This is a genomic window from Georgenia wangjunii, from assembly GCF_036421975.1.
In the GTDB taxonomy this organism is placed as follows: Bacteria; Actinomycetota; Actinomycetes; order Actinomycetales; family Actinomycetaceae; genus Georgenia_A; species Georgenia_A wangjunii.
The window spans coordinates 1-14,136 of the sequence record NZ_JAZGON010000009.1 but is presented as its reverse complement, the minus strand read 5'-3'; the positions used below and the strand labels follow the sequence as shown (position 1 = coordinate 14,136).

The 14,136-nt window shown below is 72.3% G+C and carries 11 protein-coding genes, 1 pseudogene and 1 riboswitch; of the genes and pseudogenes, 8 read left to right on the top strand and 4 right to left on the bottom strand.

Going from position 1 to position 14,136, the window contains the following annotated elements:
* Nucleotides 1-90: 90 nt before the first annotated feature.
* The 4 genes from V2J63_RS12725 to V2J63_RS12710 form a co-directional block, all read right to left on the bottom strand.
* A complete protein-coding gene (locus V2J63_RS12725; RefSeq protein ID WP_331231421.1) occupies nt 91-915 on the bottom strand; it encodes an exodeoxyribonuclease III in 825 nt (274 codons plus the stop codon).
* An 8-nt stretch (nt 916-923) separates the two neighbouring features.
* Nucleotides 924-1,811 (bottom strand): bifunctional methylenetetrahydrofolate dehydrogenase/methenyltetrahydrofolate cyclohydrolase, encoded by an 888-nt coding sequence (locus V2J63_RS12720; protein WP_331231420.1) that lies wholly within the window; start codon nt 1,809-1,811, stop codon nt 924-926.
* Complete coding sequence (glyA, locus tag V2J63_RS12715; RefSeq protein WP_331231419.1) at nt 1,808-3,109, bottom strand: serine hydroxymethyltransferase; 1,302 nt, start codon at nt 3,107-3,109, stop codon at nt 1,808-1,810. Before glyA ends, V2J63_RS12720 begins: the two co-directional genes overlap by 4 nt.
* Before the next feature lie 57 nt (nt 3,110-3,166).
* Nucleotides 3,167-3,255, bottom strand: a riboswitch (ZMP/ZTP riboswitch).
* Between the two features lie 43 nt (nt 3,256-3,298).
* Nucleotides 3,299-3,796 (bottom strand): GNAT family N-acetyltransferase, encoded by a 498-nt coding sequence (locus V2J63_RS12710; protein WP_331231418.1) that lies wholly within the window; start codon nt 3,794-3,796, stop codon nt 3,299-3,301.
* A gap of 182 nt (nt 3,797-3,978) precedes the next feature.
* Between V2J63_RS12710 and purU the strand changes: the two genes are divergently transcribed.
* The 8 genes and pseudogenes from purU to V2J63_RS12670 form a co-directional block, all read left to right on the top strand.
* Nucleotides 3,979-4,842 carry a formyltetrahydrofolate deformylase gene (gene purU, locus V2J63_RS12705; RefSeq protein ID WP_331231417.1) on the top strand — a complete coding sequence of 288 codons (864 nt, stop codon included), beginning with the start codon at nt 3,979-3,981 and terminating at the stop codon, nt 4,840-4,842.
* Between the two features lie 323 nt (nt 4,843-5,165).
* Complete coding sequence (locus V2J63_RS12700) at nt 5,166-6,380, top strand: ROK family transcriptional regulator (RefSeq protein ID WP_331231416.1); 1,215 nt, start codon at nt 5,166-5,168, stop codon at nt 6,378-6,380.
* A 217-nt stretch (nt 6,381-6,597) separates the two neighbouring features.
* A complete protein-coding gene (locus V2J63_RS12695; protein ID WP_331231415.1) occupies nt 6,598-7,884 on the top strand; it encodes an ABC transporter substrate-binding protein in 1,287 nt (428 codons plus the stop codon).
* 92 nt (nt 7,885-7,976) lie between these two features.
* Nucleotides 7,977-8,879, top strand: coding sequence for a carbohydrate ABC transporter permease (locus V2J63_RS12690; protein ID WP_331231414.1), 903 nt, complete (start codon nt 7,977-7,979; stop codon nt 8,877-8,879).
* A gap of 1 nt (nt 8,880) precedes the next feature.
* Nucleotides 8,881-9,810 (top strand): carbohydrate ABC transporter permease, encoded by a 930-nt coding sequence (locus V2J63_RS12685; RefSeq protein ID WP_331231413.1) that lies wholly within the window; start codon nt 8,881-8,883, stop codon nt 9,808-9,810.
* Between the two features lie 397 nt (nt 9,811-10,207).
* Nucleotides 10,208-11,806: a peptide chain release factor 3 gene (locus V2J63_RS12680; protein WP_331231412.1), complete on the top strand. Its 1,599-nt coding sequence runs from the start codon at nt 10,208-10,210 to the stop codon at nt 11,804-11,806.
* A 140-nt stretch (nt 11,807-11,946) separates the two neighbouring features.
* Complete coding sequence (locus tag V2J63_RS12675; RefSeq protein WP_331231537.1) at nt 11,947-13,398, top strand: SulP family inorganic anion transporter; 1,452 nt, start codon at nt 11,947-11,949, stop codon at nt 13,396-13,398.
* A gap of 116 nt (nt 13,399-13,514) precedes the next feature.
* Nucleotides 13,515-14,136, top strand: a pseudogene (locus tag V2J63_RS12670) (hypothetical protein); the annotation flags it as partial.

The window sequence follows — 14,136 nt, the reverse complement described above, 5'->3', positions numbered from 1 at the left end:
CGCACGGAGGGCGCAGAACGGCACGCACGCGCTCGGCGCCCGCCGCCGCACGTTGCCGCGCGCCGCCGACCGCCACCGGCCGGGGCGCCGTCAGAGGTCGTACGTGACGACGAACGGCGCGTGGTCGGAGAAGCGCTGGTCGTACGCCGCGGCGCGGTCGACCGCGGCCTCCCGGGCCCGCTCCGCCAGGCCGGGCGTCGCGAGCTGGTAGTCGATGCGCCACCCGGCGTCGTTGTCGAACGCCTTGCCGCGCCACGACCACCACGTGTACGGCCCGGGTACGTCGCCCGCGAGGCGCCGCCCCACGTCGACCCAGCCGAGGTCGTCGAACCAGCGGTCGAGGTAGGCGATCTCGGCGTCGAGCACCCCGGACGTCTTGTTGTGGTTGCCCTTGAAGTTCTTGAGGTCGAGCGCACGGTGGACGATGTTGACGTCCCCGCCCACGACGACGTCACGCTGCCCCGCCCGGGCCTGGGCGGCGAGCTCGGCCATCCGTGCCGACACCGCGTCGAGGTGGGCGTACTTCGCCGCCATCTTGTCCGGGTCCGTCGCCGTGCCCGAGTGGATGTAGACGGAGACGAGCGTGAGGGGGCGTTCGCTCCCCGGGACCACGACGTCCGTCTCCACCCACCTGCCCGTGTCGACGGCGGCCTCGGGGGTGCCGTTGGCGAGACCCACCCGCACCGCCGTCGCCGGGGCACGGGTCGCGACGGCGACACCGGCGCGGCCCTTGATGTCGCACGCCGCGTGCGCGACGTGCCAGTCCGGGCCGAGGAGGTCGGCGACGACGTCGTCCGGCGCGCGCAGCTCCTGGAGGAGGAGCACGTCCGGGTCCCGCTCGGCGAGCCACGCGCCCATGCCGCGCGTGAACGCGGCCCGGACGCCGTTGACGTTGACGGTGGCGACGGTGAGCATCCCCCGGCTCAACCCGCCGCCACGGCCTGCTCGGCCGCCTCGACGACGTTCGCGAGGAGCATCGCCCGGGTCATCGGCCCGACGCCGCCGGGGTTCGGCGAGAGCCACCCGGCCACGTCGGCCACGCCCTCGCCGACGTCGCCGCGCAGGCTCGCCTTGCCCGTCTCGGGGTCGACGACGCGCGAGACGCCGACGTCGAGGACGACGGCGCCGGGGCGGACCATGTCCGCCGTGACGATCCCCGGGACCCCGGCGGCCGCGACGACGACGTCCGCCTGGCGCACGAGGGCGGCGAGGTCGCGCGTACCGGTGTGCGTGAGGGTGACCGTCGCGTTGACCGCTCGGCGGGTGAGGAGGAGGCCGATGCTGCGCCCGACCGTCGTCCCCCGCCCGACGACGACGACGTGCGCGCCGGCGAGGTCGACGCCGTGGCGCTCGACGAGCTCGATGACGGCGCGGGGCGTGCACGGCAGCGGGGAGGTGACCGGCTCGTTGACCCGGAGCACGAGGCGGCCGAGGTTCGTCGGGTGGAGCCCGTCGGCGTCCTTCGCGGGGTCGACGAGCTCGAGGACGCGGTTGGTGTCGATCCCGGCGGGCAGCGGCAGCTGGACGATGTAGCCCGTGCACGCGGGGTCGGCGTTGAGCCGGGCCACGGCGTCCTCGATCTCGTCCTGGGTGGCCGTGGCGGGCAGGTCGACCCGCAGCGAGGCGATCCCCACCTCCGCGCAGTCGCGGTGCTTGCCCGCGACGTAGCTGCGCGAGCCCGGGTCGTCGCCGACGAGGACGGTCCCCAGGCCGGGGGTGACGCCGTGCTCACGCAGGGCGGCGACGCGCTCGGCGAGCTCGCCCTTGATAGTCGCGGCGGTGGCCTTGCCGTCGAGCACCTGGGCGGTCACTGCACGAGGCCCGGGTAGAGGTCGAACGCGTCCGTCAGCGCCGCGACGCGGGTGCGCAGCGCCTCGACGTCGGCGCCGGCGCCCTGGGTGAGCGCCGTGGCGATGATGTCGGCCACCTCGGTGAACTCGGCCGCGCCGAACCCGCGCGAGGCGAGGGCCGGCGTGCCGATCCGCAGGCCCGACGTGACGCGGGGCGGGCGCGGGTCGAACGGGACGGCGTTGCGGTTGACCGTGATGCCGGCGGCGTGGAGGAGGTCCTCCGCCTGCTGGCCGTCGAGGTCGGAGGCGCGCAGGTCGACGAGGACGAGGTGGACGTCCGTGCCACCGGTGACGACGGAGACCCCCGCCTCACGCACGGCGGGCTCGAGGAGCCGGTCGGCGATGATCGTCGCACCCTCGAGGGTGCGGCGCTGGCGCTCGGCGAACTCCTCGCCGGCGGCCACCTTGAACGCGACGGCCTTGGCGGCGATGACGTGCATGAGCGGCCCGCCCTGCTGGCCGGGGAACACGGCGGAGTCGAGCTTCTTGGCGAACTGCGCGGCGTCGCGGCTCAGCAGCATGCCCGAGCGGGGGCCGCCGAGGGTCTTGTGGACCGTCGTGGAGACGACGTCGGAGTGCGGGACCGGGTTCGGGTGGAGCCCGGCGGCGACGAGACCGGCGAAGTGCGCCATGTCCGTCCACAGGTACGCGCCCACCTCGTCGGCGATCGCGCGGAACGCCTCGAAGTCGAGGTGGCGGGGGTAGGCCGACCACCCGGCGATGATGACCTTGGGCCGGGTCGCCAGGGCCTGCTCGCGGACCTGGTCCATGTCGACCCGGTGGGTGTGCTCGTCGACGCCGTACGCGGCGACGTCGTAGAGCTTGCCCGAGAAGTTGATCTTCATGCCGTGGGTGAGGTGGCCGCCGTGCGGCAGCGACAGGCCGAGGATCGTGTCCCCGGGCGTCGCGAGCGCGTGGAGGACGGCGGCGTTCGCCGTCGCGCCCGAGTGCGGCTGGACGTTCGCGTACTCGGCCCCGAAGAGGGACTTCGCGCGCTCGATCGCGAGGCTCTCGGCGATGTCGACCTGCTCGCAGCCGCCGTAGTACCGGCGGCCGGGGTAGCCCTCGGCGTACTTGTTCGTCAGGACCGAGCCCTGCGCCTGCAGGACGGCGCGCGGGACGAAGTTCTCGCTGGCGATCATCTCGAGGGTGCCGCGCTGGCGGTCGAGCTCGCCCTCGAGGACGGCCGCGATCTCGGGGTCGAGCTCGGACAGCGTCTGGTCGGCCACCGACGTCGTGCTCGTGGTGCTCTGGCTCATGCTTCCTCCGCAGGGTGCTCACACGTTGGACGCGTGCCGCGCACGCGTCCTCGGGTGACCCTCGGCCCAGGCGGGCGACCGCGAGGTCTGCTTCCTTGCCGCTCCCCGGTGGTGATCCACCTCAGGCGCCAGTCGCGACGGTCACCGAGCCTACCAACTGGGCGCCCCCGGGCCTACCAGGGCCGGCGCTCAGGCCTCGGCGGGTGCGTCCTCGTCCTCGCCGAGGATCCGGCGCAGGTAGGCGTACGTGAGGTCGCCCGTGTGCTGGTCGTACTGGTGCTCGTACCCGTGCTTGGCGTACATCGACAGGTTCTGCTTCGAGTCCTGCCCGGTGAACACCCAGACCTCCTTGGTCTGCTCCGGGAGGTAGTTCAGCACCGCCATGAGGAGCTCGGTGCCGATGCCCTTGCCCTGGAGGTCCGGGACGACGGCGAGCCGCCCGAGGTTCGCGCGCTCCTCCTCGAGCTCGACGCGGATCGAGCCGACGAGCCGGGTGCCGCGCCAGGCCCCGAGGGTGACGACGTCCGCCCGGGCGAGGTCCTCGCGGAGGTCGGGGAGCGTCTGCGTCAGCGCCGGGATGTTCGGGTCGTTGTAGATCTGGGCCTCGGTGACGAACGCGGCGCGCCGCACCGTGAGCAGCTCACCGGCCGCGGTGTCGTCGACGAGGTCGATGCGCAGGTCGTCCATGCGTCCATCCTTGCACCCCGAGCGGCGCCGCGGACCGCGGTCCACGGTGCGGCTCCGGCGCCCCCGGCACCGCGGATCGCGGCCCGGGCCGCCGCGTCCGTGCCGCGGCCCCGGCAGGGGCAGCACGTCCGCGGTGCGGCGCGAGGGTCCCGGCGCCAGCCGGGTGGACTAGCCTCGGCCGGATGAGCCTGCCGAACGCCGACCGCACCCACCTGGTGCTCTCGTTGTCCTGCCCGGACCAGCCCGGCATCGTCGCCGCGGTGGCCGGGCTGCTCGCCGCGCACGGCGGCAACATCACCGAGTCACAGCAGTTCGGGGACCCGGCGACGGGCCTGTTCTTCATGCGCGTGCAGGTCGAGACCGCCGCGCCGCGCGCCGAGGTCGAGGCGGCGCTCGCCGAGCTGGCGCAGGGCTTCGGCATGACGTTCACCCTCGACGTCGTCGGCCGCCCGCTGCGCACCCTCGTCCTCGTCTCGACGGCGGCCCACTGCCTCAACGACCTCGCCTTCCGCGAGCGCAGCGAGCGCCTGCCGATCGACGTCGTCGGTGTCGTCTCGAACCACACCGTCCTCGCCCCGATGGCGGATTTCTACGGCTACGACTTCCACCACGTGCCGGTGACGAAGGAGACGAAGCCGCAGGCAGAGGCGGCCCTGCTCGAGCTCGTGCGGGAGCGCGACGTCGAGCTCGTCGTCCTCGCCCGGTACATGCAGGTGCTCTCCGACCCGCTGTGCCGCGAGCTCGCCGGCAGCATCATCAACATCCACCACTCGTTCCTCCCGAGCTTCAAGGGCGCACGCCCCTACGCCCAGGCGCACGAGCGCGGCGTCAAGCTCATCGGCGCGACCGCCCACTACGTCACCGCCGACCTCGACGAGGGGCCGATCATCGAGCAGGACGTCGAGCGCGTCGACCACAGCGACGACGTCGCCGAGCTCGTCGCGCTCGGTGAGGACGTCGAGCGGCGGGTGCTCGCCCGGGCGGTCCGCTGGCACGCGGAGCACCGGGTCCTCCTCGACGGCGGCAGGACAGTCGTCTTCCGCTGACGACGCCGGGCCGCCACAGCACGGTTCGGCGGCGCCACGTCCGCCGCAGGCCACGTCCGTCGGAGCGCGACGTCCGCCGCAGTGCGACGACGGCAGGCGACCGCCACCGCGCTCACGGGTAGCCCGTCCCGCCGACGGTCGGGCCAGGTGCCACGCCCGATCCCGACATTGGCGCGCCCGCTGTTCGCGTCCCGGAGGCGACCCGTGAGCCCGCCTGCGCAGCGCCCGCCTGCGCACCGACCGAGTGCATTTCTTCACAAACTGCAGGGACGTGCCTTATCGTGGGCCTTCTTTACCTCATCGAGCGAAGGAAAGGTGGCCCGGTGGGCGATCCTGTGCGGAGCGGCGACCCAGCTCGCGGCGCGGGGCGGCTGCGGGCACAGAACCGGGCCGACGTCCTCGGCCTCCTGCGCGAGCGCGGCCCGTTGTCCCGCGCCGACATGGCCCGCGAGCTCGCGCTCTCCCCGACGACGGCCTCGAGCCTCGTCACCGAGCTCGTCGACGAGGGCCTCGTCGTCGAGGACGCGGAGCCGGCCCTGCCGCAGCGTCGTGGCCGGCCGGCACGCCGGGTCCGGCTCGCCACCGCCCCCGGGCTCCTCGCCGGCGTCGACGTCGGCCGGCGGCACGTCAGGGTGGCGCTCGCCGACCGGGACGAGCAGATCCGCGCCGAGCGCGACGTGCCCCTCGCCGTCGGGCACGCCCGGGAGCTGACGACGGACCTCGTCCTCGACGTCCTCGACGAGCTCCTCGACGAGCTGGGCGCCGGTCGGGGCGACCTCAGCGCGCTCGGGATCGGCCTCCCGGGACCGTTGGACAGCTCGACGCACCTCATCGGCGTCGGCGCGATCCTCCCCGAGTGGGTGGGCTTCGACGTCGTCTCGGTCCTGCGCGCGGAGCTCGGGATCCCCGTCAGCATCGACAACGACGCCAACCTCGGCATGCTCGCGGAGTCGCGGCACGGGGCGGCGCGGGACGTCGCGCACGCCATCTACCTCAAGGTCTCGACCGGCCTGGGCGCCGGGATCCTCATCAACGGGGCGCTGCACCGCGGAGCGGTCGGCAGCGCCGGTGAGCTCGGGCACACCCCGCTCGACCCCGACGGCATCGTGTGCCGCTGCGGCAGCCGCGGGTGCCTCGAGACCGTCGCGTCCGTCACGGCGATCCTCGACATGCTGCGGCCGACGCTCGGTCCGCAGCTCACCCTCGACGACGTCCTGGCCCTCGCCGCCCGGGGCGACCGGGCCTGCGAGCGCGTCCTCGAGGACGTGGGGCGCAGCATCGGCCGCGGGGTGGCCGTCCTCGGCAACCTCTTCGACCCTGCGCTCGTCCTGCTCGGCGGGCCGTTGGCGGCCGCGGGTGAGCCGCTGCTCGACGCCGTGCGCGAGACCGTCCGGCGCACGTGCATCCCCTCGATCGGGTCACGGCTGCGCGTCGAGGCGTCCGCGCTCGGCGCCCGGGCCGAGGTGCTCGGGGCGGTGTCCCTCGCCGCCGAGGCCGCGCACGGGGCGCACACGGGAGCGACCGCTGGTCGATCCTGAGCACTTCGCTCCTCGACGTCCTCGCCCACCCGCCTCGGCGCGGGGTCTGCGGACGTCGTCAAGGTTACAAACTGGTGTCGGTTTCCTCCACTAGTTGACGTGATGGGTACCTCATGGGCGAGACTGTCGCCGAGACGCCGACCGGTCCACATCCGGATCGGCCGAGGCCGAGGCTCGACGCCCGGCCCGGAGACGATGAAGTTTCGAAGGAGTGACGATGCGACGCACGACAGTGGTAGCGGCCCTCGCAGCAGCCAGCCTGGCGCTGACGGCCTGCGGCAGCGACGACGGCGGCACGGACGGCGCGACTGACGCGGGTGACAACGGGACCGGGGGCGGAGGCGGCGGCGAGGTCGAGGTCTTCACCTGGTGGGCGGCGGGATCCGAGCTCGCCGGCCTCGAGGCCATGGTGGCCGTCTTCGAGGAGCAGCACCCGGACGTCGAGTTCATCAACGGGGCCGTCGCCGGTGGTGCCGGCTCCGCCGCGAAGGACCTCCTGCAGTCGCGGCTGCAGGCGAACGACCCGCCGGACACGTTCCAGGCGCACGCCGGTGAGGAGCTCGCCGACTACATCGGCGCCGGCCAGCTCGAGGACGTCTCCGACCTCTACGAGGAGTTCGGGCTCACCGACGCCTTCCCGCAGGACCTCATCGACCTCCTCACGGTCGACGGCGCCATCTACTCGGTGCCCTCGAACATCCACCGCTCGAACGTCGTGTGGGCCAACCCGACCGTCCTCGAGGGCGCCGGGCTCGACCCGGCCGAGGTCCCCGCGGACATGGACGAGTGGTTCGAGGCGCTCGACGCCGTCCAGGCCGCCGGCCAGGTCCCGCTCTCGGTCGCCACGACGTGGACCCAGGTCAACCTCCTCGAGACGGTCCTCATGGCCGGTCTCGGCGCCGAGGCCTACAACGGCCTGTGGGACGGGTCGACCGACTGGGAGGGCGCCGAGGTCACGGCCGCTCTCGAGGACTTCGAGAAGCTCATGAGCTACACGAACACCGACCGCGACGGCCTCGACTGGCCCGAGGCGACGCAGATGGTCATCGACGGCACCGCCGCGTACAACGTCATGGGCGACTGGGCCGTGGCCGCGTTCGAGGAGCAGGGCGTCGAGGACTTCGTGCACTTCCCGGTCCCCGGTACGGACGGCATGTTCGGCTTCCTCGCCGACTCCTTCACCCTGCCGGTCGGCGCCCCGAACCCGGACGGCGCGAGGGCGTGGCTCGAGACCGTCGGCTCCCTCGACGGCCAGGTGGCCTTCAACCAGGCCAAGGGCTCCATCCCGGCGCGGACCGACGCCGACCCGGCCGACTTCTCCGAGTACCAGCAGACCGCCATCGACTCCTACGGCCAGGACGCGATCGTGCCCTCGCTCGCGCACGGCGCGGCCAGCTCGATCTCGGTGCTCAACGCGATCTCCGACGCGACGAGCAAGTTCACGGTGGGTGCCTCCGACCTCGCGGCGTACCAGAGCGAGCTCGCGGCGGCGGTCGCGGGCTGATCCGCTGACCGTCGAGGCAGTGTGGGGCGGCCGGGACACCATTCTGCCCCGCACAGCATGTTTCATCCGTCGCTCACTCCCGAGGTGCATCGATGTTCCGGACCGTCCGCACGTGGGGACCACCCGTCCTCCTCCTCACCCCCTCGCTCATCCTCATCGGCGTCTTCGTCTACGGCCTCATCGGGGCGAACTTCCTCACGTCGACGACCGACAACCACACCGCCCCGCAGGCGACCGGTCAGGCACCGGTCAACGGGGTCGGCTTCGAGAACTACTTCGCCCTCCTCGCGGACGAGGCCTTCCAGCACTCGCTGAAGAACCTCCTCCTCTACACCGTCGTCTTCCTCGTCGGCACGATGGTGCTCGGGTTCGTCTGGGCCTGGCTGCTCGACAAGCCCATCAAGGGTGAGGGCATCTTCCGCTCGGTCTACCTCTTCCCCATGGCGGTGTCCTTCGTCGCCTCGGGAGTCGTGTGGCGCTGGCTCCTCAACTCCAACGAGGGCGAGCGGGCGAGCGGGCTCAACCGTCTCTTCCAGATGATGGGGCTCGACTTCCTCCAGAACCCCTGGTGGAACAACGTCTCGTGGGGCATCGCCGCGATCGCCATCCCGGCGATCTGGCAGCTCTCCGGTTACGTCATGGCGCTCTTCCTCGCCGGGTTCCGCGGGATCCCCGAGGAGCTGCGTGAGGCGGGACGCATCGACGGTGCCTCCGAGTGGAAGCTCTACCGCCACGTCCTCTTCCCGCAGCTCTCGCCGGTGGCGCTGAGCGCGCTCGTCATCGTCGGTCACATGTCGCTCAAGGCGTTCGACCTCATCATGTCGATCTCGAAGCCCGCGAACTACCAGACCAAGGTGCCCGCCATCGACATGTACGTGTACAAGTCGAGCTTCGACTACGCGAACTCCGCCGCTGTCGGCTCGATCCTGCTCATCATCGTCGCGGCGGTCATCATCCCGTACCTCATCCACAACGCCCGGGCGGAGAAGCGCTGACATGACGACGACCACGGGCGCCGTTCCCGTCCCGCCCATCCACGCCGGCGAGAGCGGCGGCAAGCCGCTGCCGCCGCCACCGCCGCCCGGGCTCTCCCGCCCCACCCGGGGCCGGTTCAGCCTCGGCCGCACGCTGCGCTACGCCGTCCTCCTCTTCTTCCTGCTCGTCGTCCTCATCCCCGTATACGTCCTGCTCGTCACGAGCTTCAAGGGATCCGGCGACGCCTCCCCCGCGCGGGCATGGGCGCTACCGACGACGTGGACCACCGACAACTGGGTCGCCGCGTGGAACGCGCTCGCGCCCTCCATCTGGCGCACGCTGCAGATGGTGGTCCCGGCCGCGCTCATCGCCGCCATCCTCGGGTCGATGAACGGCTTCGTCCTCTCGCGGTGGACGTTCCGCGGGGCGAACATCGTCTTCACGGTCATCCTCTTCGGGATGTTCATCCCCTACCAGGCCGTCATGATCCCGATGCTCCAGCTCATGCTCGGGGCCAACATCCCGTCGGGCGTTCCCTCGCTCATCATCCTGCACGTCATCTTCGGCATCCCGATCACGACGCTCATCTTCCGCAACTACTACCAGTCGGTCCCGCACGAGCTCATCGAGGCGGCGCGGGTCGACGGCGCAGGCATGCTGCGGACCTACGCCTCGGTCATCCTGCCGATCTCGGCGCCGGGCTTCGTCGTCGTCCTCATCTGGCAGTTCACCTCGGCGTGGAACGACTTCCTCTTCGCCGTGTTCTTCTCCTCCAGCCAGAACGGCCCGGTCACCCTCGCGCTCAACAACCTCGCGAACGGTGCCCTGCTGCAGAACTACGGCGTCTCCATGGCGGGTGCGCTCTTCGCGTCCCTGCCCACGCTCGTCGTCTACATCGTCCTCGGCAAGTACTTCATCGGTGGTCTCATGTCCGGCTCCGTCAAGGGCTGAGCGTCCGTCACCCCGGCAGGGGCGTCCCCGCACCGCGGGGGCGCCCCTGCGGTGTTCCCACGGGCGGGCGCGACCGCCGTCGGGAGCGGGCAGCCGGCGTCGTCCGGCACGGCCGAAACCACACCGTCGGGTGGGCGCACGACCGGCCAGGCGGGCACGACCGTCGCCCGCAGCCACCATCCGCCGCCCGCACGGCCACCACCGCCGTCGGGCACCTCTGCACCCGCCGCCCGGGCGGCCCACCCGGCGTCGGGCACGACCGCATGGCGGTGCACATCACCCTCCCCAGCCTGGTCACGACGCCGGCCGCCCCATGTCGTCGCGGTAGATTGGGACCTCCCCCGCAGGCAGCGAGCGAGCGCCCCGGCGCACACGCACAGGGGCCACGAGGAGGAACGTGCAGGACGACGTCAGGACGACCGCGAGCACGGACGTGACGGCGCAGGCCTCACGCCGGCGTGCGTTCGCCGTCATCAGCCACCCCGACGCGGGAAAGTCCACCCTCACCGAGGCGCTGGCCCTCCACACGCACGCCATCACCGAGGCCGGCCACGTGAGCGGCAAGACCGGGCGCCGCCACACCGTCTCGGACTGGATGTCGATCGAGCAGGACCGCGGGATCTCCATCACGTCGGCCTCGCTCCAGCTCACCTACCGCGACACCGTCCTCAACCTCGTCGACACCCCCGGCCACGCCGACTTCTCCGAGGACACGTACCGCGTGCTCGCGGCCGTCGACGCCGCGGTCATGCTCATCGACGCCGCCAAGGGCCTCGAGCCGCAGACGATGAAGCTGTTCGCGGTCTGCAAGCACCGCGGGATCCCGGTCATCGCTGTCATCAACAAGTGGGACCGGCCCGGCCGCGAGGCCCTCGAGCTCATGGACGAGATCGCGGACCGCACCGGGCTCACGCCGACGCCGCTCACGTGGCCCGTCGGCATCGCGGGCGACTTCCGCGGCGTGCTCGACCGGCGCACCGGTGAGTACGTGCGCTTCACCCACACGGCGGGCGGCGCCCACATCGCGCCCGAGGAGCGGTTCTCCGCCGAGGAGGCCGCCGCGAGCGAGGGGCAGGCGTGGATCGACGCCGTCGAGGAGGCCGAACTGCTCGGCGTCTCGGGCGGCGACCACGACCAGGAGACGTTCCTGGCGGGTGTCTCGGCGCCCGTCCTCTTCGCCTCCGCCGTCCGGAACTTCGGCGTGCACGGCCTCCTCGACGTCCTCGTCGACCTCGCCCCCTCCCCCGGCGACCGGCCCACCGCCGACGGCGGCACCCAGTCCGTCGAGGACCCGTTCAGCGCGTTCGTCTTCAAGATGCAGGCGGGGATGGACACCGCGCACCGCGACCGGCTCGCCTTCATCCGGGTGTGCTCCGGGGTCTTCGAGCGCGGCATGGTCGTCACGTCGTCCCGGACGGGGCGCCCGTTCGCGACGAAGTACGCGCAGCAGGCGTTCGGCCGGGACCGCACGGGGATCGAGCGGGCCTACCCGGGCGACGTCGTCGGGCTCGTCAACGCCTCCGACCTCCAGGTCGGGGACTCCCTCTACGTCGACAAGCCGGTGACGTACCCGCCGCTGCCGACGTTCGCGCCCGAGCACTTCACCGTGTGCCGCGCGGCGGACGCGGGTCGGTACAAGCAGTTCCGGCGCGGCATCGCCCAGCTCGGCGCGGAGGGGGTCGTGCAGATCCTGCGCTCAGACCTGCGCGGGGAGCAGGCGCCGGTGCTCGCCGCCGTCGGGCCCATGCAGTTCGAGGTGGCGGAGTCGCGCATGGCGACCGAGTTCAACGCGCCGGTGCACCTCGAGACGCTCCCCTACAGCCTGGCCATGCGCACGACGCGCGAGTGGAGCGCGGTCCTGGCCGGCGAGATCGGCGTCGAGGTCCTCGAGCGGCCCGACGGCGAGCTCCTCGCGCTCTTCCCGGACAAGTGGCGCCTCCAGTCGGTGCTCCGCCGTCACCCCGACGCCGACCTCACCCCGCTCGTCGCCGCCTGACCTTGCGCGCCGGGTGCTTCTGCGCCCGGCACCTCGGAGCCCAAGGAGTTCCCATGACCTCTCCGCTGCCCTCGTCCACGCCCGCTCGCCAGACCCCGGAGGAGCGGCGCGAGGCCCGCAGCGCCGACGTCACGTCGGTCATGGGCGCGCTCCGGTCCCCGAAGCGGCTGAAGACCGAGGTGCTCGCCGGCCTCGTCGTCGCGCTCGCGCTCATCCCGGAGGCGATCTCGTTCTCGATCATCGCCGGGGTCGACCCGCGCGTCGGGCTCTTCGCCTCGTTCACCATGGCCGTCTCGATCGCGTTCCTCGGTGGCCGGCCGGCGATGATCTCGGCGGCGACCGGGGCGATCGCGCTCGTCATCGCGCCGGTCATGCGCGACCACGGCATGGACTACCTCATCGCCACCGTCATCCTCGGCGGCCTCATCCAGGTGGTCCTCGGGCTCCTCGGCGTCGCCCGGCTCACGCGCTTCATCCCGCGCAGCGTCATGATCGGCTTCGTCAACGCCCTGGCGATCCTCATCTTCACGGCGCAGCTCCCCTACCTCACGGGCGTGGGCTGGCCGGTCTACGCGATGGTCGCCGTCGGCATCGCGATCATGGTGCTGCTGCCCCGGCTGACGACGGTCGTACCCGCGCCGCTCGTCGCGATCGTGCTGCTGACGGGCGTAACCCTGCTGGCCGCTCTCGACGTGCCGGACGTCAGCGACCAGGGCGACCTGCCGGAGTCGTTGCCGTCTCTGTTCTTCCCGGACGTGCCGCTCACTCTCGAGACCCTCGAGATCATCGCCCCGTACGCGATCGCCATGGCGCTCGTCGGCCTCATGGAGTCGCTCATGACGGCCAAGCTCGTCGACGACGTGACTGACACGCACTCGAACAAGACCCGCGAGTCGCTCGGCCAGGGTGCGGCGAACGTCATCACCGGCTTCTTCGGGGGCATGGGCGGGTGCGCGATGATCGGCCAGACGATGATCAACGTCAAGGTCTCGGGAGCGCGGACCCGCATCTCGACGTTCCTCGCCGGCGTGTTCCTGCTCATCCTCGTCGTCGGGCTCGGCGACGTCGTCGGGCTCATCCCCATGGCCGCCCTCGTGGCCGTCATGGTCATGGTCGCGGTCGGGACGTTCGACTGGCACTCCGTGCGCCCGTCCACGCTGCGCCGGATGCCGCGGTCCGAGACGACGGTCATGGTCGTGACGGTCGCCGTCACCGTGCTCACGCACAACCTCGCCTACGGCGTCGTCACGGGCGTCGTCGTCGCCGCGCTCATGTTCGCGCGGCGCGTCGCCCACTTCACCCAGGTGGTCGACGTCGACCACCCCGACGACGACACCCGCGTCTACGCCGTCGTCGGGGAGCTGTTCTGGGCCTCGAGCAACGACCTCGTCTACCAGTTCGACTACACGGGCGACCCCGCGAACGTCGTCATCGACATGTCCGGCTCCCACATCTGGGACGCGTCGACCGTGGCGACGCTCGACGCCATCGTCACGAAGTACGCAGCCAAGGGGAAGACGGCGACGATCGTCGGGATGAACGAGGCGAGCGCCGAGCGCCACCAGCGCCTCGCGGGGCACCTCGGAGGCTGAGCGGCCGTGGCCCCCGCGGGCCGGCGCTGGCTCGCGCTCGGTGCGGCTTGCGTGTCTGTCCACCCCTCGGGGGTGGCTTCGTGCTTGATGTCAGACCCTCGTTCTAGGGTGGACACATGTTCGAAGAGCAGGGGTCGGTGGCGACGGGGTGCAGGTGCGGCCCGTGGGATCCGCTCTGCGCGGCGGAGATGGAGACCGAGGCCGACGTCGCGTTCATGAGGGCGCTCTTCGCCCAGGAGACCGCCGAGCTCAACGCCCGTGAGCGTGCGCGCGGCGAGATCGACGAGCGGCTCGACGAGGCCTCCGGGGGTGGGTGGTCCGCGGGCGAGGACGCCGTCCCGCCCGCCTGGCTCGAGGAGACCGAGCCCGCCCCCGCTGGTCCGGCCAGGCTGGACGACCCGGCGCCCGCTCCCGCAGCCGGGGCCGGGGCCGGAGCCGTGGTGCCCGCAGCCGCTCCGCCCGCCTGGCTCCAGGAGACCGGGCCCGCGCCCGCTGCCCCGGCTGGGGGTGTACTGGTCCCGCCGGCGGCGGATGCTGATGGTGGGGAGGCGCTGGGTGAGTGGCTCGCGGGCCTGGCGCCCGGCCCGCAGCTCGCCGCCGCGCTCGAGGGCATCGACGTCGGTGGGGTCGGGGACTACGCCGCGGTCGAGGTCGTGGCCGCCTACCGCCGCCAGCAGGCCTGGGCCGCTGCCCGTGCCGCGATGAGCGCCGCGGACCTGGCCCGGCGCCCGAGCATGA